Origin of the sequence: Pseudoxanthomonas winnipegensis (assembly GCF_030322905.1) — a bacterium.
Lineage (GTDB): Bacteria > Pseudomonadota > Gammaproteobacteria > Xanthomonadales > Xanthomonadaceae > Pseudoxanthomonas_A > Pseudoxanthomonas_A winnipegensis.
The window spans coordinates 2,765,693-2,787,946 of the sequence record NZ_CP095475.1 but is presented as its reverse complement, the minus strand read 5'-3'; the positions used below and the strand labels follow the sequence as shown (position 1 = coordinate 2,787,946).

Genomic DNA, 22,254 nt, shown 5'->3' with positions numbered 1-22,254 from the left:
TCCGGCATGGGCTCGCGGGTTCGGGCGCGCGCGCGCTCGATCCTTCCGTTCGTGGGTACCGCGTCCCGGCGTGTTTGTGGTTGCCTCCCGTCTTCCCTGATCCCGGCTTCCCCCTGATGCCGCTTGCCTTTCACCATCGCCTGCGCGTGCTGCGCCGGTTGGCGTGGTATGCGCTGGCCGGTGGGCTGGTGCTGGTCGCGCTGGTGCTGGGCGTGCTCAGTCAGCTGCTGCCGCTGGCGCAGCGGCATCCCGACCAGGTGGCGGCCTGGCTGAGCCAGCAGGCCGGCCGCTCGATCAGTTTCGATGCGCTGCACACGGCCTGGACGCGGCGCGGCCCGCTGCTGCAGTTCGACGGCCTGCATGTGGGGCCCAAGGGGCCGGGCGAGGGCGTGGATATCGGCCAGGCCGAGCTGCTGGTCTCGCTGTATGCCGGCCTGCTGCCGGGCCGGGCCTTCACCGAGCTGCGTCTGCGCAATCTGGCGCTGGAGGCCGAGCGTGCCGACGACGGCAGCTGGTCGATCCGCGGCTTTCCGGGGCAGCAGACCCGCGGCGATCCCTTCGATGCGCTCAATGGCCTGGGCGAGCTGCAGGTGGTCGATGGCCGTCTGCGCGTGATCGCGCCGTCGCTGGGCCTGGACCTGCAGCTGCCGCACGTGGACCTGCGCCTGCGCGTGCAGGGCCGCGACGTGCACGCCGGAGCGCGCCTGCGCGAGCGCGTGGGCGGCACCCCGATCGACCTGGCCCTGCTGTTCGACCGCGAGCGCGGCGACGGCCGCGCCTATCTGGAAGCCCGGGCCTTGCGCCTGGCCGACTGGCCGGCGCTGTCCAACCTGGCCGGCCTGCGCCTGCAGGGCGGCCAGGGCGAGGTGCGCGCCTGGGCGCGCCTGAAGGCCAAGCGCCTGCAGCAGGCGCAGTTCGACCTGGACCTGCGCCAGGTCCGGCTGGGCGCGAATGACCGTCGTGGAGAGGCGGCCTTCGACCAGGTGCGCGGGCTGGCGCGCGTGCAGGTGCAGCCGGACGGCTGGCGACTGGATGTGCCGCAGCTCACGCTGGGCAAGGTCGGCGCCGGGCAGGGCGTGCGCGGGCTGACCCTGGCCGGTGGTGCGCGCTCGGCGCTGCTGGTCGACGCGCTGCAGGCCGAGCCGCTGCTGCAGGTGCTGGCGCTGCACGATCGCATCGCGCCCGGCCTGCGCGAGTGGCTGCGCCAGGCCCGTCCGCAGGTCGGCCTGTCCCAGGTCAGCGCCGCCGGCACCCTGCAGGGGCCGCTGCGGCTGCAGGCGCGGGTCGATGGCCTGGCGTTCGCGCCGGTCGGGCATGCGCCCGGGCTGTCGGGCCTGGGCGGCGAGCTCACCGGCGATGCGCAGGGCGTGGCGCTGGCGCTGGATCCGGCGCTGCCGTTCAAGTTCGACTGGCCGGCCGGTTTCGGCGTGGTCCATCCGGCCACGCTGCACGGCACGCTGGCCGCCTGGCGCGAGGGCGAGGGCTGGAAGGCCGGCACGCCGTCGCTGGTGGTGGACGGGCCGGATTTCGGCGTGACCGCGCGCGGCGATGTGTGGTTCCAGAACGATGGCACCCGGCCCTGGCTCAACGTCGCCGCCCAGGTGCACGACACCCCGGTGCCGGCCGCGCGCGGCTTCTGGGTGCGCCACCTGATGTCCAAGCCGGCGCTGGAATGGCTGGATCGGGCGATGCAGGGCGGCATGGTGCGCAACGGAACCGGCCTGGTCGGCGGCGATCTGGACGACTGGCCGTTCGTGCATCAGCAGGGCATCTTCGATGCGCAGGCCGACATCGAACAGGGGCGCATCCGCTTCCAGCCCGACTGGCCGGACATGACCGAGCTGGACGCGCACGTGCGCTTCCTCGGCAATGGGTTCTCGCTGGAAGGCAAGGGCCGCCTGGGCGAGGTGCCGGTCTTGCGCCTGCAGGGTGGTATCGCCGACTGGCACGAGACCGTGCTCAAGATCGACGCCGAGGGTGGCGACGATGCCGCGCGCCTGCTTTCGCTGCTGCGCCACAGCCCGCTGCAGCAGCGCTACGGCGAGGCGATGAGGGGCCTGAGCGTGTCCGGCCCGGCCAAGGTGCAGTTCGGCATGACCCTGCCGCTGCGCGGCGGCGCGCAGCCCGAGGTCAGCGGCCAGGTGCAGCTGGACCGCGCGCAGGTGGCCGACAGCACCTACGACCTGGCCTTCACCGACGTGCGCGGGACGGCGACGTTCTCGCAGGGCGGCTTCGACGCGCCGCAACTGGACGCGGTGCGCGCCGGCGCGCCGGCGCAGCTGGCGCTGCGTGCCGGCGATGCGGTGCAGGACGCGGCCCATGTGTTCGAGGCGCGCCTGGCCGCGCCGCTGACCGCGGCCGAGCTGCTCGCCCGCGTCCCCGAGCTGAACTGGTTGAACGCCTATATGCAGGGCCGCTCGCCGTGGACCATCGACGTCGGCGTGGGGGCGCCCGCGCAGGGCGGCGGCGATCCGCCGGTGAGCGTCACCGCGCAGTCCGATCTGACCGGCACCGCGCTCAAGCTGCCGGCGCCGCTGGACAAGCCGGCCGCGCGCGCGCTGCCGGCCACCGTGGCGGTGCAGATGCCGCTGGAGCAGGGCCGGGTGGACGTGAGCTTCGGCCGGCTGATGGCGCTGCGCGCGCAGCCGCGCGCGGGCGCCACCGGCGTGCGCGTGGACCTGGGCCGCGCGACCATTTCCCAGCCGGTCCCGGCCAGCGGCCTGAGCGTGGGCGGCACCGCGCCGGTGCTGGATGCGGCCGGCTGGATCGCGGTGGCGCGCGCCTCGGGTAGCGCGCCGGCCGACGATCCGCTGGTCAAGGCCGGCGCGGCCGCCGCGCCGCTGACCAGCCCGCAGGCCGGCGCGCCTCCGCCGCCGCCGGCGAAAAGCCAGCCGCTGGCGCTGCGCGGCATCGACCTGACCGCGCAGAAGCTGCTGCTGATCGGCGCCGCCTTCCCTAACACCCGCGTGCAGCTCAGCCCGGCCCGCGCCGCGCTGGACGTCAGGCTCTCCGGCGATGCGCTGGCCGGCCATGTGCACGTGCCCGACGACGCCAATGCCACGATCGAAGGCCAGCTCGACCGGCTGTACTGGACCTCGGCCACGCCGGCGCCGGACCCGGCCACCGCGGCGACCCGGCCGGCGACCTCACCCGACGGCTCGACCCCGGTCGAGGACGACCTGGACCCCACCGCGCTGCCGCCGCTGTCGCTGCAGATCGGCGATCTGCGCTTCGGCGATGCCAAGCTGGGCCAGACCACGCTGCGCACGCGCAAGCTGCCGGCCGGCCTGCACATCGACACCCTGCAGATGCGTGCGCCGCAGCAGAAGATCGACATCACCGGCGACTGGACCGGGCGCGGGCGCAGCGCACGCACGCATCTGCAGGTGCAGGTCGACAGCGACGATGTCGGCACCCTGATGGACGGGCTGGGATTCACCGGCCGGGTGCGCGGCGGCCACGGCAAGGTCGGCCTGGATCTGGCCTGGCCCTCGAGTCCGGCGGGCTTCACCCTGGCCGGGCTGGACGGCAGTGCGCGCTTCGACATCCACGACGGCGCGCTGCTGGAGGTCGAACCCGGTGCCGGCCGCGTGCTGTCCTTGTTCAGCCTGACCCAGCTGCCCAAGCGGCTGATGCTGGATTTCCGCGACTTCTTCTCCAAGGGACTGGCCTTCAACCAGGTCAAGGGCGAAGTGGATCTGGGCGGCGGCCAGGCCAGGACCGACGACACGGTCATCAACGGCTCGGCGGCCGAGATCCGCATCACCGGCAGCACCGACCTGAAGGCGCAGACCTTCGACCAGACCATCCACGTGCTGCCGCGCTCGGGCAACCTGCTCACCGTGGTCGGCGCCGTCGCCGGCGGCCCGGTCGGCGCGGCGGTGGGCGCGGCGGCCAACGCCGTGCTGCGCAAGCCGCTGAGCGAGGTCGGCGCCAAGACCTACCACGTCACCGGCCCCTGGAAGGATCCGGACGTGCAGGTGACCGAACACAACGAAGCCGCGCCCGCACCGGCGCCCACGCCAACCGCGCCCACGCCCACGCCGTAAGCGCGCGGCTTGCAATCGCCCCCCACACCCCGATCATTGCTGCCATGACCTCATCTGCCATCGCCCTCGCCGAATCGCGCCTGCTGCTGCCCGCAGGCCTGGACCAGACCGGACTGGACCGTGCCTTCGGCACGCTGCTCGGACCGGGCATCGACTTCGGCGACCTGTATTTCCAGCACACCCGGCGCGAGAGCTGGACGGTGGAGGACGGCATCGTCAAGGACGGTGCGCATTCGATCGAGCAGGGCGTCGGGGTGCGCGCGATCTCCGGCGAGAAGACCGGCTTCGCCTATTCGGACGACATCAACACGGCCGCGCTGCTGACCGCCGCCAGCTCGGCGCGGGCGATCGCGCGCGACGGCGCCAGCCATGCCCCGCGCGCCCTGGTGCGCGGCACCGGCCGGGCGCTGTACGCGCCGGAGGACCCGGTCGATGCGATGGACAACGACGCCAAGGTCGCCGCGCTGCGCGCGGTCGACCGGCTGCTGCGCGCGGCCGATCCGCGCGTGCAGCAGGTCAGCGTGAGCCTGTCAGGCGGCGTGGACACCGTGCTGGTGGCACGCAGCGACGGCGTGCTCGCCTCGGACGTGCGCCCGCTGGTGCGGCTGAACATCCAGGTGATCGTCGAGCAGAACGGCCGCCGCGAGTCCGGCTATGCCGGCTACGGCGGGCGCTATTCCTATGCGCAGCTGCTGGCCGACGGCAAGCCGGAGGAGTTCGCGCGCGAGGCGCTGCGCCAGGCGCTGGTCAACCTGGAGGCGGTCGACGCGCCGGCCGGGGTGATGCCGGTGGTGCTGGCCTCGGGCTGGCCGGGCGTGCTGCTGCACGAGGCCGTCGGCCACGGCCTGGAAGGCGACTTCAACCGCAAGGGCACCAGCGTCTACGCCGGACGCATCGGCCAGCAGGTCGCCTCGCGCGGCGTGACCATCGTCGACGATGGCACGCTGGAAGGCCGGCGCGGCTCGCTCAACATCGACGACGAGGGCCAGCCGACCCAGTGCACCACGCTGATCGAGGACGGCGTGCTGGTCGGCTACATGCAGGACAGCCTCAACGCGCGCCTGATGGGCATGGCGCCGACCGGCAACGGCCGCCGTGAATCCTTCGCCCATCTGCCGATGCCGCGCATGACCAATACCTACATGCTGGCCGGCCAGCACGAGCCGGAAGAGATGATCCGCTCGGTCAAGAAGGGCCTGTACGCGGTCAACTTCGGCGGTGGCCAGGTCGACATCACCAGCGGCAAGTACGTGTTCTCGGCGACCGAGGCCTACCTGATCGAGGACGGCAAGGTCACCGCGCCGGTCAAGGGCGCCACGCTGATCGGCAACGGCCCGGAGACGATGCAGAAGGTGCGCATGGTCGGCAACGACCTGGCGCTGGACGCCGGCGTGGGCGTGTGCGGCAAGGATGGCCAGAGCGTGCCGGTGGGCGTGGGCCAGCCGTCCCTGCTGATCGACGGGTTGACCGTGGGCGGCACGCAGGCGTGAGGGAAGCGGCTTGCTTCCCTTTTCTCACCGCGACGGTGGGCTGTCTGAGGAACAGGTGTCCGCAGCGCGGATGAGGGCGCCGGACGTGCTTCAGGCACTGCGCGCGCGCCGGGCCCTCACCCCGACCCCTGTCCCGAGGGAAGCGAGGCTAGTCTTCGTGCGCGTCGAGCGCGTCGGCACCGTTCGCGTCGGCCGCATCGATCAGGCCGCGGATCTCGCGATACAGCTCGCGGTAGGACGCCGGCGGCTTGTTCTTCCTGCGCTCCTCGGCGACGTTGCGCACCAGCTGGCGCAGGCGCTGGCGGTCTGCGTCGGGGAAGGCATCGACCAACTGGGTCAGCGCGTCGGGGTCGTCCAGCAGGCGCTCGCGCCAGCTTTCGGCCTGGTGCATCAGGCCGGTCTCGCGGCGCGCGGCGTCGCCGCCGGCGTCCAGCGCGTCGCGGATCGCCTCCAGCGTCGCGTCGTCCTCCTTGCGCATCTGCTTGGCCAGGTACTGCAGCTGGCGCTTGTGCGCGATGTGCGAGGTGACCTTCTGCGTGTCGCGCACGTGGTCGGCCAGCTCCTCGCTCATCGGCAGCTGGGCCAGGCGCGCGGCCGGCAGCGCCACCAGCTGTTCGGCCAGGGCGCGCACCTCCAGCGCGTCCTGCCGCTGCTGGGTGCGGCTGGGGCCGTAGAACTCACCGGTTTCCGGATCGCGTCCGCGCATCTCACACTTCTCCACGAGTCGGCGCGCGCAGCGCGCCGGATCAATCGAAATCCAATCAATAGGATAAGCCATTGAACGCCATCGCTTCCCCCGTGCATGACGACAGCAACGCGCGCCTGGACCATCTGGCGCGCCTGTCCGAGCGCCTGCTGGACATGGCCCGCGCGCGCGGCGCCAGCCAGGCCGAGGTCAGCTGCAGCGAGGATCGCGGCCTGAACGTCAACGTGCGCCTGGGCGAGGTGGAGACGGTCGAATCCACCCAGGACCGCGCCATCGGCGTGACCGTCTACTTCGGCCAGCGCAAGGGCAGCGCCAGCACCGCCGACCTGCGCGAGGACAGCCTGGCCGCCACGGTCGAACAGGCCTGCGCCATCGCGCGCTACACCGAGGACGATGCGGCCGCCGGCCTGGCCGACGCCGCGCGCATGGCCACCGCCTTCCCGGACCTGGACACCTGGCATCCGTGGGAACTGGACGCCGATACGGCCATCGACCTGGCGCTGGCCTGCGAGGCGGCCGGGCGGCAGGCCGATGCGCGCATCAGCAATTCCGACGGCGCCTCGGTGGGCAGCGGTTACGGGCTGTCGGTGTACGCCAATTCGCACGGCTTCATCGGGCGCGAGCGCGGCACGCATCATTCGATCAGTTGCGCCCTGATCGCCGGCACCGGCGAAGGCATGCAGCGCGACGGCTGGTACACCACCGCGCTGGCGCGCGAGCGGCTGCAGGCGCCGGAGGCCGTCGGCCTGCGCGCCGCGCAGCGCACCGTGGCGCGCCTGGCGCCGCGCGACCTGGCCACCGGCCAGTATCCGGTGCTGTACAGCGCCGAGGTCGCGCGTTCGCTGATCGGGCATCTGCTCGGCGCGGTCAGTGGCGGCGCGCTGTATCGCAAGGCCAGCTTCCTGCTCGATCGCGCCGGCACGCAGGTCTTCCCGGACTGGTTCTCGATCGAGGAGCGGCCGCTGCTGCGCGGCGGCCTGCGGTCGGGCAGCTTCGATGCCGAGGGCGTGGCCACGGTCGATTCGCCGCTCGTCGCCAATGGGGTGCTGCAGCGTTACGTGCTGGGCAGCTATTCGGCGCGCAAGCTCGGCCTGAGCAGCACCGGCAACGCCGGCGGCGTGCACAACCTCATCGTGTCCAGCAATGCCGGCGACCTGCCGTCCCTGCTGCGCGAGATGGGCACCGGCCTGCTGGTGACCGAGCTGATGGGGCAGGGCGTCAACGGCGTCACCGGCGATTACTCGCGCGGCGCCGGCGGGTTCTGGATCGAGAACGGTCAGATCGCCTACCCGGTCGACAACGTCACCGTGGCCGGCAACCTCAAGGACATCTTCGCCGCCATCGAGGCGGTCGGCAGCGACATCGACCCACGCTCGCACATCGCGATGGGCTCGCTGCTGGTGGGCAAAATGACGGTCGCCGGAGGCCAATAAGCGCCGCGTTCGCACGTGAACAGGGCGATCCGGGCCGGATCGCTAGAAATCACTTGCCCATCACATCGCTGACGTGCAATGTCGCCAACGCCGGATCGGCGTGACCGAGGCTTCGACCGCACCTGGTCGGCCCGGACAGGGGGACAACATGAAGCGACTTCTCTGCCTGCTGGCCTTCGGCTGGCTGCTAGGCCTTTCGACGACTGCGCTGGCAGCCGATGCGCACGTGGCGCTGGTCAAGCGCGTGGAAGGCAGTGTCAAAGTCCTGCGCGCCTCCGGTAGCGTCGAGGCGAGCGGCGGCACGCAGCTGCTGGTGTCCGACCGCCTGATCGCCGCGCCCGGTGCGACGGCCTCGATCGTCTTCCGCGACGGCACGCTGCTCACGCTGGGCTCGGGCGCCGACGTGCTGGTGCGCGACTACCTGTTCGAGCCCAAGGACGACGCGTTCTCCTTCTCGCTGTATCTGAACAAGGGCTCGGCGATCTACGAGTCCGGCAAGATCGGCAAGCTCAAGCCGGAGGCGGTCAAGATCGACACGCCCACCGCGACGGTCGGCGTGCGCGGCACCCGCCTGCTGATCGAGGCGAACTGAACGCCATGACGTGTTCGATGCGCCACGCCTGGATGCGGGTCGCCGTGCTGTGTGCCGCCCTCGGTCTGGGCGCCTGTGCGTCCACGCCGACCCGGGTGACGTTGCTGCCGGACCACGACGGCAAGGTCGGCGCACTGGTGGTATCCACCGCACAGGGCCAGCAGCGCATCGAGCAGGCCTACGCCACGGTCAGCGTCGGCGATGCCAAGGCCCGGCCGGGCGCGCCGCGCGGCCAGGACCAGGCGGCGTTCGAGCAGGCCCATCGCGCGCTGCTGGACGCCCAGCCCACGCCGCCGCGCAGCTTCGTGCTGAACTTCAGGTTCGACAGCATGGAGCTGACGCCGGAATCGAAGAAGCAGCTGCCCGGCGTGCTGGAGGTGGTGCGCGGCCGCCTGCCGACCGAGGTCACGGTGTTCGGCTATGCCGACTCGGCCGGCACGGCCAAGTACAACATGGACCTGTCCGAGCAGCGTGCCCGCGCCGTGGCCAGGCTGCTCAAGCAGATCGATCCGGACCTGCCGGTGGAAGTGCGCTGGTTCGGCGACAAGGTGCCGCTGGTGCCGACCCGGCCGGGGGTGCCGGAACAGCGCAACCGGCGCGCCGAGATCTTCGTTCTCTAGACGCGCGCCGACCATGCAGCTCGCGCCCGCCCTGACCGAATCCTCGCCCCGTCGGCGGCTGGGGTTCCTGCTGCTGGCCGTGCTGGTGGCGGTGCTCGTGGTCGCCAGCAGCCTGTGGAAGGACGCGCCGGTGGCGCGGCTGGACCGCGCGCTGCTGGACGGGCTGCTGGTCCATGCCGCCTCCGGTGTGCAGGCGCCGGACACGGTGGTGGTGGACATCGACGAGGTCAGCCTGGCGGCGGTGGGGCAGTGGCCGTGGCCGCGCTATCGCCTGGCCACCCTGATCGAGCGCGTCGCGGCCGAGCACCCGTCGGCGATCGCGCTGGACATCCTGCTGCCCGAGCCCGATCGCACCTCGCTGACCGACATCCAGCAGACCTTCAAGCGCGACTTCGACCTGGACGTGTCCTTCGCCGGCGTCCCGGCCGGGCTGCTGGACAACGATGGCTATCTGGCCCAGGTGATGACGCGGCACGCGGTGATCGGCGCGCGCTATTTCTACTTCGACCATGCCACCGAGGGCGCCGGGCCGGTGCGGCCCGGGGTGGGCTTCGAGGGGCGCCTGGACCGGCTGCAGTTGCCGCAGGCGCCTGGCGTGCTGGACAACGTGACGCCGATCGCCGCGCGCACGCGCACGGCGGGCTTCGTCAACATCCGCGCCGACGACGATGGCCAGCTGCGGCGCGCGCCTCTGCTGATCGCCCATCGCGGCGTGGTGCACGCCAGCCTGGCGCTGGCCGCGACCATGCAGGCGCTGGGCGTGCGCAGCGGCCAGATCGAACAGGATCGCGACGGCCTGTCGCTGCGCCTGGGCACGCACCGGGTGCCGATCGATGCGGCCGGCCAGGCCAGGCTGCGCTTCAACGGCGGTCCGGCCCAGTACGCCAGCATTCCGGCGGTGGACGTGCTGGCCGGACGCGCGCGCGGCCAGGATCTGCGCGGCCGGATCGTGTTCATCGGCTCCTCCGCCGTCGGGCTCAACGATCTGCATCGCACCGCGCTGGATCGCGACTTCTCCGGCGTCAAGCTGCAGGCGGTGCTGGCGCAGAATTTGATGGACGGTAACGCAGTGCGCGTGCCGAGTTGGGGCACGGGCGCGGCGCTGCTGAGCAGCGTGCTGGGCGCGCTGCTGCTGGCCTGGCTGTTCGCCGCCGGACGCGGGCTGGCCCTGCTGGCGGCGCTGGGCGCGCTGCTGGCCGCGGGCCTGCTGGCATTGGCGGCGGCGGTGTTCGCGCGCACCGGGGTGTACCTGCCGACCGGCGCGGCGCTGCTGACCCTGGGCCTGCTGCTGGCGCTGTGCTGTGGCGTGCGCCTGGCGACCCAGCATCGCCGCGCGCAGCGCTGGCGCAGGCAGCTGGAGAACGCTCGCCAGGTCACGATCGAATCGATGGCCGCGGTGGCCGAGACGCGCGACCCGGAGACCGGCGCGCACATCAAGCGCACCCAGCACTACGTGCGCGCCGTGGCCCGGCACCTGCAGCGCAGCGGCCACTACACCGACATCCTGACGCGCGAGTACATCGACCTGCTGTTCCTGTCCGCGCCGCTGCACGACATCGGCAAGGTCGGTGTGCCCGACCACATCCTGCTCAAGCCCGGCGCGCTGACGCCGGAGGAGTTGGTGATCATGCGCCGCCACGCCGAATACGGCCGCCAGATCATCCTGAGCACGTCCGGGCGGATCGAGGGCGACAACTTCCTGCAGATCGCCGGCGACATCGCCGCCACCCACCACGAGAAATGGGACGGCAGCGGCTATCCGGCCGGGCTGAAGGGCCAGGAGATCCCGCTGTCGGGCCGGATCATGGCCGTGGCCGACATCTACGACGCGCTGATCAGCCGGCGCTGCTACAAGGATCCGTTCCCGCACGAGCGCGCCAAGGCCATGATGCTCGAGCTGCGCGGCACGACTTTCGACCCGGTGGTGCTGGACGCGTTCTTCCAGATCGAGGCCGAGGTGCTGCAGATCGCCGCGCGCTACCGCGACGAGGACGATGCGTCGGACGGGGACTGGGACGACACGCTGGCCGGGCTGGATGGCCGCACCCGGCCTCAGGCCACGTAAGCTGCGCAGGTACCGGCGCACATCGCCGGCCGGCTTCCTTCCACCCTGGACCTGCGAGAAACGCGCATGAACGAATTCGAGAACGTCACCGCACCGCCGCCGCCCCCGCTGGGCACGCCTTCGCCCGAGGACCGTCAGTGGGCGCTGTTCGCCCATCTCTCGGCGCTGCTCGGCGGCCTGCTGACCTCCGGCTGGCTGGCGAGTCTGGGCTGCGTGATCGGCCCGCTGATCATCTGGCAGATCAAGAAGGACACGCTGCCCTTCGCCGCCGACCAGGCCAAGGAGGCGCTGAACTTCAACATCACCGTGGCCATCATCATGCTGGTGCTGACCCTCATCGGTCTGGTCACGCTGGGCATCGGCTTCATCGTCACCGGCCCGCTGATGCTGCTGGTGGGCATCGCCGCGCTGGTGTTCATCATCATCGCCGCGATCAAGTCCAACAACGGCGAGGCCTATCGGTATCCGTTCGCGTTCCGCTTCATCAAGTAGGCGCGCGCTTGCGGTGAACTAAAAAAGCCCGGCTCTGGCCGGGCTTTTTTTCTTGGCTTCGTGATGAGTTGGGCGCGCGGCGTGCGGGCACGTCTGAACTTCAAAGAGACGGCGGTCCGACGGGTAGTGGCACTTCGTCTGGGCCACGGCATCTGTCCTGCCTCAAATAGCCCCTCCATCGTCGTTCCCGCGAAAGCGGGAACCCAGGGACTTTCGCTCGGAGCACCAAGAAGAGGTGCTTCTCGCGCTTCCATGATCGCGTTGCAGTTGAGCGTTCTGGCTTCGGAGGGGCAGCGGTCCGGCGGGCGGCGTCCGCTTTTCCCTCGGTCGGGGCATCCTGCCCCGACTCGGGCGCTCGGCTTCCTGCCTCGCTCGTCGCGGCCACCGCCCGCCGGCCCGCTGCCTCGCGCGTCAGGTCGTAGGGCTTCGGTCTGCGGGGGCGTTCGAACCCCTCCTCACGCACAACGCGACCAGTGACGGGAAATCATCGACTTGAGGCCCCCTCCCTTGCGCGCAGCTCCCCTTCGCCTGCGGCGAAAGGGAGGGGGCAGAGCGCTTGCTCAATGCCTTTAAGCCGGGGCTGGTCGGCGATGTCCGCTCGCCTACTCACTCCGCAGTGATCGCATCGACCGCCTGGCTCCGCCTTACGCCGTGATAGCTGCAACGGACCGCTGGTCGGCAACCCAGCGGTCGCTGAATCGGCTGGCGCGGCGGTCAACCGGGACCGAGCTGGGGCGTTGTCCTGCTTGACCTTCGCCACGAGTGCGCTGCCGATGACCCGCGAACACGCCGTCAGTGCGGCCAACCGTTTCGGCCTGGGCGCCCGTCCGGGCGAACTGGCCGGCCTCGATGATCCGCAGGGCTGGCTGCTTGCCCAGCTGCGCCCGGCGCCCGTGCCCGCGGCCCTGGCCGCGCTGCCGGGCAGCATCGATTACCTGCAGCAGGACATTGCCCTGCAGCAGGCCCGGCGCGAGGCCAAACGCGAGGGTGGCGAGCAGCCCAAGGCGCTGGCCAGGACGCTGCGCCAGGGTCAGCTGGGCGAACTCACCGCGCGCTACCGGGTGGCCGTGGACAGCCAGGCCAGCTTCGTCGAGCGCATGGTGCGGTTCTGGTCCAACCACTTCGCCGTGTCGGTGGACAAGCGCGTGGCCGCGCCCTATGCCGCGCCGATGGAGCGCGAGGCCATCCGTCCGCACGTCACCGGCCAGTTCGGCCAGCTGCTGCTGGCGGTGGAGACGCACCCGGCGATGCTGCGCTTCCTGGACAACGCCCGGTCGGTCGGCGCGGATTCGATGCTGGCCCAGCGGGCGCGCCGGCGCGATCCGCACAAGGCGCCCGGGCTCAACGAGAACCTGGCCCGCGAGATCCTCGAGCTGCACACCGTCGGTGCCAATGGCGGCTATACGCAGGCCGATGTGACCGAGTTCGCCAAGGCCATCACTGGCTGGGGCGTGCCGGGCCCGCAGGACTTCCGCCGCGGCGGCGTGGAAAGCGCTTTCGTGTTCCGCCCCGCGGCGCATGAGGAAGGCGCGCGCACGGTGATGGGCAGGCGCTATGCGCAGCCGGGCATGGCCCAGGGCCGCGCCATCCTGGCCGATCTGGCCGTGCATCCGGCCACGGCGCGGCACGTGTCGGGCAAGATCGCGCGGCACCTGATCCGCGACACGCCGCCGCCGGTGGTGATCGAGGCGATGTGCAAGGCCTGGGCCAGGACCGACGGCGATCTGGCGGCCGTCTACACCGCGCTGATCCGCCACCCGGCGGCCTGGGATGCGCAGGCGCGCAAGTTCAAGACGCCCGACGACTACCTGGTCTCGGCGCTACGCGCCGGCGGTGCGCTGGACGATCGCCGGCCGCAGGCGCTGGCCACGCTGCTCGGTCGCATGGGGCAGCCGCCGTTCACCCCGCGCTCGCCGGCCGGCTTCGAGGACGACGCAGCGCAGTGGAGTGGCCCGGATGCCCTGTGGAAGCGCGTGCAGAGCGCGCAGGCGCTGGCCGAGGCCGTCCCCGAGGAACGGCTCGATCCGCTGCGCACCGCGCAGACCGTCTTCGCCGACACGCTCGATGCCGACACCGTGACCACGCTCAGGCGCGCCGAGTCGCCGCGCGACGGTCTGGCGCTGCTGTTCGCCAGCCCTGCTTTCCAGTGGCGGGCCTAGGCCTGATCTCGCCCTTCAATGTGCATGACTGAACTGTCTTCCGCGAAAAGTCCGATCGTCATTCCCGCGCAGGCGGGAATCCATGGACGTCGAGGTCGGACCTGCCACCAACCCCAAGCACCACGATCCTGCTGAGAGGCCACGCATGAAACTCACCCGACGCGCCTTCCTTGGCGCCGCTGGCGCGATGACCACGCTGACGCTGTGGCCGTCCATCGGCCTGGCCGCGCAGCGCGCCGATGACACGCGCCTGCTGGTGGTGCTGCTGCGCGGCGGGCTGGACGGCCTGCATGCGCTGGTGCCCAGCGACGACCCCAGCTACCGCAGCCTGCGCGGCGACATGGCGCCGGGCGATACGCTGAAGCTGGACGGCCAGTTCGGGCTGCATCCTTCGCTGGCCTTCGCGCACCAGCTCTACGGGCAGCGGCAGCTGCTGCCGGTAGTGGCGATCGCACCGCCTTACCAGCAGCGCTCCCACTTCGAGGCGCAGGACTGCCTGGAGAACGGCAGCGCCCGACCCAGCGGCGCCAACACCGGCTGGCTCAACCGCTGCGCCGGCGCGATGGCCGGCACCGAGGCGCTTTCGATCACCAGCGTGATGCCGCTGATCATGCGCGGCCCCGGCAATGCGTCCACCTGGTCGCCGCCGCTGCCCGAGCAGGTCAATCCCATCCTGCTGCAGCGGCTGCAGGACCTGTACGCGCGCGATCCCGTGCTGGCCGACAGTTTCCAGCGCGCGGTGGCGACGCAGGGCGCAGGCGAGGGCGGCGGCGAAGGGGCCGGCAAGGGACGCATGGCGGCGGCCACTGCCGCGGCGGCGCGCTTCATGTCCCAACCCGCCGGGCCGCGCATCGGCTTCGTCGAGGATTCGGGCTGGGACACCCACGCCGCCGAGGCGGCGATCCTGAAGAACAAGCTGTCCGAACTGGACAACGGATTGCGCGCCTTCCACGACGGCGCCCCGGACATCTGGGCCAGGACCGTCGTGGTGGTGGTGACCGAATTCGGCCGCACCGCCAAGGTCAACGGCACCGGCGGCACCGACCATGGCACCGGCGGCCTGGCCCTGCTGGCCGGCGGCGCCGTGCGCGGTGGCCGCATCGCCGGCGACTGGCCCGGCCTGTCCCAGCGCGCCCTCAACGAAGGCCGCGACCTGCGCGTCACCACCGACATGCGCGCCCTGTTCAAGGCGGTGCTGGCCGGTCACCTGCGCGTGGACCAGGGCAAGCTGGAGACCGTGGTATTTCCCGGCAGCGGCAGTGTGCGCGGGATGGAGGGATTGCTGGCCTGACGCCACCCGCCTGGCCCGCGTGGGGACGGACGGTGGCGTGTCCTCAAGGAGGCCGGCTTAAGGACTCAATGCCCGCGCCGCACCGTCAGCTCGCCCAGCGCGGCCAGCGCATCGGCGCGTTCGGCGAAGGGGGCGAAGGGGGCGAGCAGGTCGCGCATCTGCGCGGCCAGGTCGTCCAGCCTGGCCTTGGCGCCGTCCATGCCGAGCAGGGCGGGATAGGTGGACTTGTCCTGGGCGGCGTCCTTGCCGGCCGTCTTGCCGAGGGTCTCGGAGCTGGCTTCGACGTCGAGGATGTCGTCGCGCACCTGGAAGGCCAGGCCGAGCGCGTCGGCGAAGCGGTCCAGGCGCTGCAGCGTGGCCGCGTCCGCGCCGCCGGCCAGCGCGCCCAGCCGCACGCTGGCGCGGATCAGGGCGCCGGTCTTGAGCGCGTGCATGCGCTGCAGCGCGGACAGCGACTGCTGCTGGCCGGTGGCGTCGATGTCCAGCGCCTGGCCGCCGCACATGCCGGCCACGCCGCTGGCCTGGGCCAGGGTCTGCAGCCAGGCCACGCGCAGCGCGGGCTCGGCGTGCGCGTCGGCGAGCACTTCGAAGGCGCGCGTCTGCAGCGCGTCGCCGGCCAGGATCGCGGTGGCTTCGTCGAAGGCCACGTGGACGGTCGGGCGGCCGCGGCGCATCGCGTCGTCGTCCATCGCCGGCAGGTCGTCGTGCACCAGCGAATAGGCGTGGATCAGTTCCACCGCCGCGGCGGGCGCATCGAGCGTGGCTTCATCGGCGCCGGTCAGCGTGCCGGCCGCGTACACCAGCAGCGGGCGCATGCGCTTGCCGCCGCCGAGCACGGCGTGACGCATCGCCGCGTGCAGGCGCTGCGGGGCCAGGTCGGGCGCGGGCAACGCGGCCTCCAGCGTCGCTTCGACACGCTGTGCCCAGCGCGCGAACGCGGTCTCACTGCCCATCGGGCAGCGGCGCGAAGGGTTCGGCGGTCTCGGGGCGGTCCGGATCGGTGAGCAGGCGCACGCGCAGCTCGGCCTGTTCCAGCGCGGTGCGGCAGCTGCGATACAGGCCGACGCCGCGCTCGTAGGCGGCCAGCGACTCTTCCAGGCTCAAGTCGCCCTGTTCCATGCGCGCGACCAGCTGCTCCAGCTCGTCCAGCGATTGCTCGAAATGCGCCACGGGCGAGGCGTCGGCGGTGGGTTTGTTAGCCATGGGCAAAGTGTGGGGGCCATGCTGCGAAGGGTCAATCAAACGCGGTCCGACGGCGTCCAGTGCAATTGCGCGTTTTGGGCCTCAAGCCAGGCCTGGAACGGGCCGGACAGGAGGCGGTCGCCCATCGCCAGCACGCGGCCCTCGGCGTCGCGCAGCAGCGGCAGCTGCGCGCGCTGCCACGGCGGAATGCCGGCCGCCTGCAGCGCGTGCTTGAGCGCGTGCGAATGCGTCCGTCCGGGCAACTGGATGCGTTCGCCGCCCTGGCGTGCGCCGACCTGCACCGGGGCCTCGAACGCCGCGCCGTGCAGCCGGAGTTCGCCGCCGCCGGGCAATGCCAGCGGCGCATCGCCGCGCCAGTGCGTGCGCCATGCGCGCGGCAGCGGCGGCGTTGCGCGGCCGGCGTGCAGCAGGTCGCGCCAGCGCTGCAGGCGCGCCTCGCCCCAGTCGAAACGCGCCTGCGCATCGTGCCCGGCATCGAGCAGGTTGGTCTCCAGTTGGACGATGCCCTGCGCAGGCAGCGGTGGCAGGCCCAGCGTGGCGATCCAGCGGCGCACGGCGCGCGCACGCAGTTCGGGCGACAGCGCCCGCAGCGCGGGAACCGACAGCAGCTGCGCATCGTCGGTGCGCGCGCGGTCCAGCGCGTCCTGATCCAGCTGAAGCAACAGCGCGTCGGCCTGCGCGCTTAGCCCGGCGCTGCGCGCCAGGGCGGCGTCGGCGTGCGGCCAGCGCTGGCGCAGCAGCGGCAGCACGTGGTGGCGCAGGAAGTTGCGGTCCAGCGCGTCGTCGGCATTGCTGGGGTCCTCGACCCAGCGCAGGTCGTGGGCCTGGGCGTAGGCCAGGATCGCGCTGCGCGGCAGGTCCAGCCAGGGCCGCCACAGTTGGCCTTGCGCGAATGGGCGCAGCGGCCGCATCGCCGCCAGGCCTTCGGGACCCGAGGCGCGCAGCGCGCGCAGCAGAAAGGTCTCGGCCTGATCGTCGCGGTGGTGGGCGGCGACCAGCAGATCGCCAGGTCGCAGGACGCGGGCGAAGGCCGCGTGGCGCGCGCTGCGTGCGGCGGCCTCCAGTCCCTCGCCGGCACGCTCGACGACGACGCGTTCGACCCGCAGCGGCAGCTGCAGCCGTGCGCACAGCGCCACGCAGTGGGCTTCCCAGGCATCGGCGTCGGCATGCAGGCCGTGGTGCACATGGACGGCGTGCACGCGGCCGGGCCAGGTGGCGGCCAGCGCGTGCAGCAGTGCGGTGGAATCCAGGCCGCCGCTCAGCGCCACCCACAGCGCGGCCTCGGGCGTGTGTGCGGGCAGGGCGGCCAGCAGGTCGGTCGGTGAGGCCATCCGGGGATGGTGCCACGCGGGGTGCGTCGCGGCGACGCGCGGACCACCTGCGGTTGCGGCGCAGCGGCTGGCGCATCGAGTGCGGCCTGCGCCGATCCGTCGATCGCGCGCCGTCCGCAGGCAAGGCGCGCGATGCGGGCTACAGCGCGATGCTGCCCGGTCCCGCTTCCTGGTCGGAAGGCAGCGGGTCGCGCTGGCGCGGGCGCGGGGTCGGCGGCATCGGCGGGCGGCCGATGCCCTTGTCCAGCAGCCAGGCCTGGCAGGCGCGCTGCCAGTCGCGCATCGCCTCGGGCACGTTGCGGTAGAAGGCGTCCTCCACGATGGGCATGCGCCCGTCGTTGGACTGCGCGGTGCCGAGCAGGCGCGCGCCCTCCAGGTCGTGCATGCGCAGGGTCGGGTCGCCGCCGTGTTCCAGCAGCCAGTACAGCCGATCGAAGCGGCCGCTGCGCGCGTACCAGCTCAGCACGGTGTCGTAGTGGTCGGCGCCGTCCAGGACGGTGTCCTGGTTGGCGCCGGACAGGATCAGATGCTGCACATTGGCCCAGCGGCCGTGTTTGAAGGCCACGTACAGCAACGGCTGGCCTTCGGCGTTGCGCGTGTTGGGGTCACCGCCGCGCATCAGCAGTTCGGTCAGGTAGTCGGGATCGGACCGTTCGGCCGCCGGCACCAGCGCCGACTCGAACGCCGCGGCCGTGCCGGCCTGGCCGCGCACGTTCGGCGAGGCGCCGGCGTCGAGCAGCAGCTTCAGGCCCTGCGGGTTGGCGGTGAGCACCGGCCAGGCCAGCAGCGGGCGGCCGCTGCGGTCGAAGACGGTGTTCGGGTCGAGGCCCTGCTCGCGGATCAGTTGGTCGATGCGGCGCGTATCCAGGTGGTCCACCGCTCGCGCCAGCGCCAGACCCGGGCCGGTGAAGTACGCATCCGGGTCCAGCACGTGATTGGCGTTCCGCGGCAGGCTCAGGGCGACGTACACGCAGCCGCAGACCGCCAGCAGCACCAGCGGCAGCAGGAGCAGCAGGGTGCGCAGCGGGCCACGGGGCAGGCGGAGACGGCTCACGGGTAGGCGGCTTGGAGAAGGCTTCACGGGCTAAGGTACGTGGAAAGCGCGCCGTGCCGGCCCGCGCCGGTCTCGTCGGCCGAGACGCCGCCCGGCTACAGTGGCGCCCGGTTTTTTCTCCAGGGAACGCTCCATGGCCAAGGCCGCCTCCAAGGCCCGCACCGCCTATGTCTGCGGCGAATGCGGCGCCGAATACAGCAAGTGGCAGGGCCAGTGCACCGAATGCCACGCCTGGAACAGCCTGGGCCAGGTCGTGCTGGAGCCGGCCGCCGGCGCCGCGCCGGCCGCCGCGCGCCGCACCGGCTGGGCCGGCAAGACCGAGGCGCCGAAGATCACCGCGCTCAAGGACGTGCGCAGCGGCGAGGACGTGCGTGTGTCCACCGGCATCGGCGAGTTCGACCGCGTGCTCGGCGGTGGCCTGGTCGAAGGCGCGGTGGTGCTGGTCGGCGGCGATCCGGGCATCGGCAAGTCGACCCTGCTGCTGCAGGCGCTGGCGCGGATGGCCGCCACGCTGCCGGTGCTGTACGTCACCGGCGAGGAATCGCTGGCCCAGGTCGCCGGCCGCGCGGTGCGCCTGGACCTGCCGCTGGACGGCCTGCACGCGCTGGCCGAGACCGGGATCGAATCCATCCTGCAGCACGCCTCCACCGCGCGCCCGAAGCTGATCGTGGCCGACTCGGTGCAGACGCTGTGGACCGAGTCGCTGACCGCCGCGCCCGGTTCGGTCAGCCAGGTGCGCGAGAGCGCCGCGCGCCTGGTGCGCTATGCCAAGGAGACCGGCACGGCGGTGTTCCTGGTCGGCCACGTCACCAAGGAAGGCGGCATCGCCGGCCCGCGCGTGCTCGAGCACATGGTCGATGCGGTGCTGTACTTCGAGGGCGAATCGGGCAGCCGTTTCCGCGTGCTGCGCGCGTTCAAGAACCGCTTCGGCGCGGTCAACGAGCTGGGCGTGTTCGCCATGGGCGACAAGGGCCTGAAGGAAGTGCCCAACCCGTCGGCGATCTTCCTGTCCGGCGGCAGCACCCGCCAGCCCGGCAGCTGCGTGATGGTCACCCGTGAGGGCACGCGCCCGCTGCTGGTGGAAGTGCAGGCGCTGGTCGATGCCTCGCCGCTGTCCAACCCGCGCCGCGTCGCCGTGGGTCTGGAAGGCAACCGCCTGGCGATGCTGCTGGCGGTGCTGCATCGCCATGGCGGGATCATGGTCGGCGACCAGGACGTCTTCATCAACGTGGTCGGCGGCATCCGCGTGCAGGAGACCGCGGCCGACCTGCCGGCGCTGCTGGCGGTGCTCTCGTCCCTGCGCGACACGCCGCTGGCCGAGAAGACGATCGCCTTCGGCGAGGTCGGCCTGTCCGGCGAGATCCGCCCGGTGCCCAACGGCGAGGACCGCCTGCGCGAGGCCGCCACCCACGGCTTCAAGCGCGCCATCGTGCCCAAGGGCAACGCACCCAAGGCCAGCGCGATCAAGGGCATGGAAGTCGTCGCCGTCGAACGCCTCGCCGACGCGCTGGAGGCGGCGTTCGGCTGAAGATTCGCCTCGGCTGAGGCTCCCGGACAGGCGAGACGGCCCGGTGCAAATCCTGCCTTGCGGAAACTTGCCTGGCTGGAGCAACTGTCTCTTCCGGTCCAGTCGCGGTCGCCTTGTAGAGCGGAGCTTGCTCCGCTGCTCTCCGTTCGGTTCGTGGGGAAGGCCCAGCGGAGCAAGCTCCGCTCTACAGGGGCCAAAAAAGCGAAAGGCCGCGGTGTCCGCGGCCTTTCGGGTGTTGCTTTGGAGCGTGTGGCGATCAGGCCAGGCCGGCCTGCTTCATCACTTCGGCGGCGTAGTCTTCCACCACCTTCTCGATGCCTTCGCCCACGGCCAGACGCTTGAAGCCGACCGCTTCGGCGCCGGCGGCCTTGAGGGCCTGCTCGACGGTCTGGTTGGTGTCCAGCACGTAGGGCTGGCCGTACAGGGTCACTTCGCTGACGATCTTGTTGATCTTGCCGCTGATGATCTTTTCCAGGATCTCGGCCGGCTTGGACTTGTCCTTCTCGGACATCTTGGCCAGCTCGATTTCCTTCTCCTTGGCCACAAAGTCGGCCGGCACGTCGCTGGCCTTGTTGTACGGCGGGTTCATCGCGGCCACGTGCATGGCCAGGCCACGGGCCAGGTCGGCGTCGCCGCCCTTGACCTCGACCAGCACGCCGATCTTGCCGCCGTGGACGTAGGCGGCCACGTTGTTGGCGCTGTCGACGGCGACCAGGCGACGGATCTGCATGTTCTCGCCGAGCTTGGCGATGGCGGCGGCGCGGGACTCCTCGACGGTCTCGCCGGAAGGCAGCTTGGCCGACTTCAGCGCGTCCACATCGGCGGCGCCGGAGGCCAGGGCGGCCTGGGCGACGGCGTCGGTGAAGGCGACGAAGTTGCTGTCCTTGGCGACGAAGTCGGTCTCGGAGTTGATCTCGACCAGCACGGCCTTGCCGCCGTCCTGCGCCGCGGCGATGCGGCCTTCGGCGGTGACGCGGTCGGCCTTCTTGTCGGCCTTGGCCAGGCCGGACTTGCGCAGCCACTCGGCGGCGGTGTCGATGTTGCCTTCGTTCTCGGTGAGCGCCTTCTTGCACTCCATCATGCCGGCGCCGGTGCGCTCGCGCAGTTCCTTGACCAGGGAAGCGGTGATTTCCACGGTGATGACCTCAGTTGGGAATGGGGTGGACGGCGCAAGCGCCGGTCCTTGAAGCGACAGCGGCGGAGTCTGCGCTCCGCCGCCCTGAGCCGGCGCACAGTGGCGCGCCGGCGTTGCACGGCCGTGACGCCTTAGGCGGCGGCTTCGTCGCTCTTGCGGCCACGACGGGCCGGCTTGGCCTCGGCGTTGCCTTCGCTGAACTCTTCCTCGCGCACGGTGGCCGAGTTCGGCGCGGCGGCCTTGCCTTCCAGCACGGCGTCGGCGGCGGCGCGGGCGTACAGCTGCACGGCGCGGATGGCGTCGTCGTTGCCCGGGATGGCGTAGTCGACCAGGGCCGGGTCGTAGTTCGAGTCGACCACGGCGACCACCGGGATGCCGAGCTTCTTGGCTTCCTTGATGGCGATGTCCTCATGGCCGATGTCGATGACGAACAGGGCGTCGGGCAGACGGTTCATCTCCTTGATGCCGCCCAGCGAGGCCTGCAGCTTGTCGCGCTCGCGGCGCAGGCCCAGCACTTCGTGCTTGACCAGCTTCTCGAAGGTGCCGTCGGTCTCGGCCGCTTCCAGCTCCTTCAGGCGGGCGACCGACTTCTTCACGGTGGCGAAGTTGGTCAGCGAGCCGCCCAGCCAGCGCTGGGTCATGTACGGCATGCCGCAACGCTCGGCTTCTTCCTTGATGGCTTCGCGGGCCGAACGCTTGGTGCCGACGAACAGGATGGTGCCGCGCTTCTGGGCGATGGCGCTGATGAAGTTCATCGCGTCAACGAACAGCGGCAGGGTCTTTTCCAGGTTGATGATGTGGATCTTGCCGCGGGCACCGAAAATGTACGGGGCCATCTTCGGGTTCCAGTAGCGGGTCTGGTGACCGAAGTGCACGCCGGCTTCCAGCATCTGGCGCATGGTGATCTGGGACATCGTGAAAAACTCCAAGGCAGTGGAACCGGCCGCGCGTTTGGGATGCGGCACTGATGGTTCCGGGGTTGGGCCTCCCTGCGGCGTCCGTGGCCGAACCCTCCTGGTAAGGAAGGCACCCCGGCACGGGCTGTGGCAGCAGGTGTGTATTCGCCGGTGACGCCCGGCGTGGGCGGTCTCTACAAGGCCAGGCGG

16 protein-coding genes and 2 pseudogenes are annotated in these 22,254 nt (G+C 71.5%); 11 read left to right on the top strand and 7 right to left on the bottom strand.

What is annotated here, in order from left to right:
- Window positions 1-116 precede the first annotated feature (116 nt).
- Window positions 117-4,049: a YhdP family protein gene (locus tag MWN52_RS12285; protein ID WP_286574852.1), complete on the top strand. Its 3,933-nt coding sequence runs from the start codon at window positions 117-119 to the stop codon at window positions 4,047-4,049.
- Window positions 4,050-4,093: 44 nt separating this feature from the next.
- Complete coding sequence (tldD, locus tag MWN52_RS12280) at window positions 4,094-5,539, top strand: metalloprotease TldD (RefSeq protein ID WP_286574851.1); 1,446 nt, start codon at window positions 4,094-4,096, stop codon at window positions 5,537-5,539.
- A 148-nt stretch (window positions 5,540-5,687) separates the two neighbouring features.
- Here the strand turns inward: tldD and yjgA are convergent, their stop codons facing one another.
- On the bottom strand, window positions 5,688-6,245 hold the full coding sequence (gene yjgA, locus MWN52_RS12275; RefSeq protein WP_286574850.1) for a ribosome biogenesis factor YjgA: 558 nt from the start codon (window positions 6,243-6,245) through the stop codon (window positions 5,688-5,690).
- 71 nt (window positions 6,246-6,316) lie between these two features.
- Here yjgA and pmbA point away from each other — a divergent pair, with 71 nt between their 5' ends.
- From pmbA to MWN52_RS12240, 8 genes and pseudogenes are all read left to right on the top strand, one after another.
- Window positions 6,317-7,678, top strand: a complete 1,362-nt coding sequence (gene pmbA / locus MWN52_RS12270; RefSeq protein ID WP_286574849.1) for a metalloprotease PmbA — start codon at window positions 6,317-6,319, stop codon at window positions 7,676-7,678.
- A gap of 148 nt (window positions 7,679-7,826) precedes the next feature.
- Entirely contained in the window at window positions 7,827-8,270 is a 444-nt protein-coding gene (locus MWN52_RS12265) for a FecR family protein (protein WP_286574848.1), read from the top strand.
- A 17-nt stretch (window positions 8,271-8,287) separates the two neighbouring features.
- The gene (locus tag MWN52_RS12260) at window positions 8,288-8,890 is read left to right on the top strand and encodes an OmpA family protein (RefSeq protein ID WP_205956275.1); all 603 of its coding nucleotides are present in this window, start codon (window positions 8,288-8,290) and stop codon (window positions 8,888-8,890) included.
- Between the two features lie 13 nt (window positions 8,891-8,903).
- A pseudogene (locus tag MWN52_RS19650) lies at window positions 8,904-9,980 on the top strand (CHASE2 domain-containing protein); the annotation flags it as partial.
- A 297-nt stretch (window positions 9,981-10,277) separates the two neighbouring features.
- Window positions 10,278-10,755, top strand: a pseudogene (locus MWN52_RS19645) (HD-GYP domain-containing protein); the annotation flags it as partial.
- 266 nt (window positions 10,756-11,021) lie between these two features.
- Window positions 11,022-11,447, top strand: a complete 426-nt coding sequence (locus MWN52_RS12250) for a DUF4870 domain-containing protein (protein ID WP_286574846.1) — start codon at window positions 11,022-11,024, stop codon at window positions 11,445-11,447.
- A 773-nt stretch (window positions 11,448-12,220) separates the two neighbouring features.
- A complete protein-coding gene (locus MWN52_RS12245; protein WP_286574845.1) occupies window positions 12,221-13,606 on the top strand; it encodes a DUF1800 domain-containing protein in 1,386 nt (461 codons plus the stop codon).
- Window positions 13,607-13,751: 145 nt separating this feature from the next.
- Window positions 13,752-14,897, top strand: coding sequence for a DUF1501 domain-containing protein (locus tag MWN52_RS12240; RefSeq protein ID WP_286574844.1), 1,146 nt, complete (start codon window positions 13,752-13,754; stop codon window positions 14,895-14,897).
- A 65-nt stretch (window positions 14,898-14,962) separates the two neighbouring features.
- On the opposite strand, the gene MWN52_RS12235 is transcribed toward MWN52_RS12240, so the two are convergent.
- From MWN52_RS12235 to MWN52_RS12220, 4 genes are all read right to left on the bottom strand, one after another.
- Window positions 14,963-15,850: a polyprenyl synthetase family protein gene (locus tag MWN52_RS12235; RefSeq protein ID WP_286574843.1), complete on the bottom strand. Its 888-nt coding sequence runs from the start codon at window positions 15,848-15,850 to the stop codon at window positions 14,963-14,965.
- Window positions 15,840-16,100: an exodeoxyribonuclease VII small subunit gene (locus MWN52_RS12230; protein WP_130521307.1), complete on the bottom strand. Its 261-nt coding sequence runs from the start codon at window positions 16,098-16,100 to the stop codon at window positions 15,840-15,842. Before MWN52_RS12230 ends, MWN52_RS12235 begins: the two co-directional genes overlap by 11 nt.
- A gap of 35 nt (window positions 16,101-16,135) precedes the next feature.
- Complete coding sequence (gene tilS / locus MWN52_RS12225) at window positions 16,136-17,431, bottom strand: tRNA lysidine(34) synthetase TilS (RefSeq protein WP_286574842.1); 1,296 nt, start codon at window positions 17,429-17,431, stop codon at window positions 16,136-16,138.
- A gap of 139 nt (window positions 17,432-17,570) precedes the next feature.
- Window positions 17,571-18,485 (bottom strand): ankyrin repeat domain-containing protein, encoded by a 915-nt coding sequence (locus MWN52_RS12220; protein ID WP_286574841.1) that lies wholly within the window; start codon window positions 18,483-18,485, stop codon window positions 17,571-17,573.
- Window positions 18,486-18,618: 133 nt separating this feature from the next.
- Here MWN52_RS12220 and radA point away from each other — a divergent pair, with 133 nt between their 5' ends.
- On the top strand, window positions 18,619-20,013 hold the full coding sequence (radA, locus tag MWN52_RS12215) for a DNA repair protein RadA (RefSeq protein WP_286574840.1): 1,395 nt from the start codon (window positions 18,619-18,621) through the stop codon (window positions 20,011-20,013).
- 256 nt (window positions 20,014-20,269) lie between these two features.
- Here radA and tsf read toward each other — a convergent pair whose 3' ends face one another.
- Entirely contained in the window at window positions 20,270-21,148 is an 879-nt protein-coding gene (gene tsf, locus MWN52_RS12210; RefSeq protein WP_286574839.1) for a translation elongation factor Ts, read from the bottom strand.
- A gap of 131 nt (window positions 21,149-21,279) precedes the next feature.
- Complete coding sequence (gene rpsB, locus MWN52_RS12205) at window positions 21,280-22,062, bottom strand: 30S ribosomal protein S2 (RefSeq protein ID WP_130521317.1); 783 nt, start codon at window positions 22,060-22,062, stop codon at window positions 21,280-21,282.
- Window positions 22,063-22,254 lie beyond the last annotated feature (192 nt).

Excerpts from the sequence above, each read along its gene's own strand:
- yjgA (WP_286574850.1), bottom strand. The coding sequence starts at position 6,245 with ATGCGCGGACGCGATCCGGAAACCGGTGAGTTCTACGGCCCCAGCCGC.
- MWN52_RS12285 (WP_286574852.1), top strand. The coding sequence starts at position 117 with ATGCCGCTTGCCTTTCACCATCGCCTGCGCGTGCTGCGCCGGTTGGCG.
- MWN52_RS12260 (WP_205956275.1), top strand. The coding sequence starts at position 8,288 with ATGCGCCACGCCTGGATGCGGGTCGCCGTGCTGTGTGCCGCCCTCGGT.
- radA (WP_286574840.1), top strand. The coding sequence starts at position 18,619 with ATGGCCAAGGCCGCCTCCAAGGCCCGCACCGCCTATGTCTGCGGCGAA.
- tilS (WP_286574842.1), bottom strand. The coding sequence starts at position 17,431 with ATGGCCTCACCGACCGACCTGCTGGCCGCCCTGCCCGCACACACGCCC.
- MWN52_RS12235 (WP_286574843.1), bottom strand. The coding sequence starts at position 15,850 with ATGGGCAGTGAGACCGCGTTCGCGCGCTGGGCACAGCGTGTCGAAGCG.
- MWN52_RS12240 (WP_286574844.1), top strand. The coding sequence starts at position 13,752 with ATGAAACTCACCCGACGCGCCTTCCTTGGCGCCGCTGGCGCGATGACC.
- rpsB (WP_130521317.1), bottom strand. The coding sequence starts at position 22,062 with ATGTCCCAGATCACCATGCGCCAGATGCTGGAAGCCGGCGTGCACTTC.
- MWN52_RS12245 (WP_286574845.1), top strand. The coding sequence starts at position 12,221 with ATGACCCGCGAACACGCCGTCAGTGCGGCCAACCGTTTCGGCCTGGGC.
- MWN52_RS12230 (WP_130521307.1), bottom strand. The coding sequence starts at position 16,100 with ATGGCTAACAAACCCACCGCCGACGCCTCGCCCGTGGCGCATTTCGAG.
- tldD (WP_286574851.1), top strand. The coding sequence starts at position 4,094 with ATGACCTCATCTGCCATCGCCCTCGCCGAATCGCGCCTGCTGCTGCCC.
- MWN52_RS12250 (WP_286574846.1), top strand. The coding sequence starts at position 11,022 with ATGAACGAATTCGAGAACGTCACCGCACCGCCGCCGCCCCCGCTGGGC.
- MWN52_RS12265 (WP_286574848.1), top strand. The coding sequence starts at position 7,827 with ATGAAGCGACTTCTCTGCCTGCTGGCCTTCGGCTGGCTGCTAGGCCTT.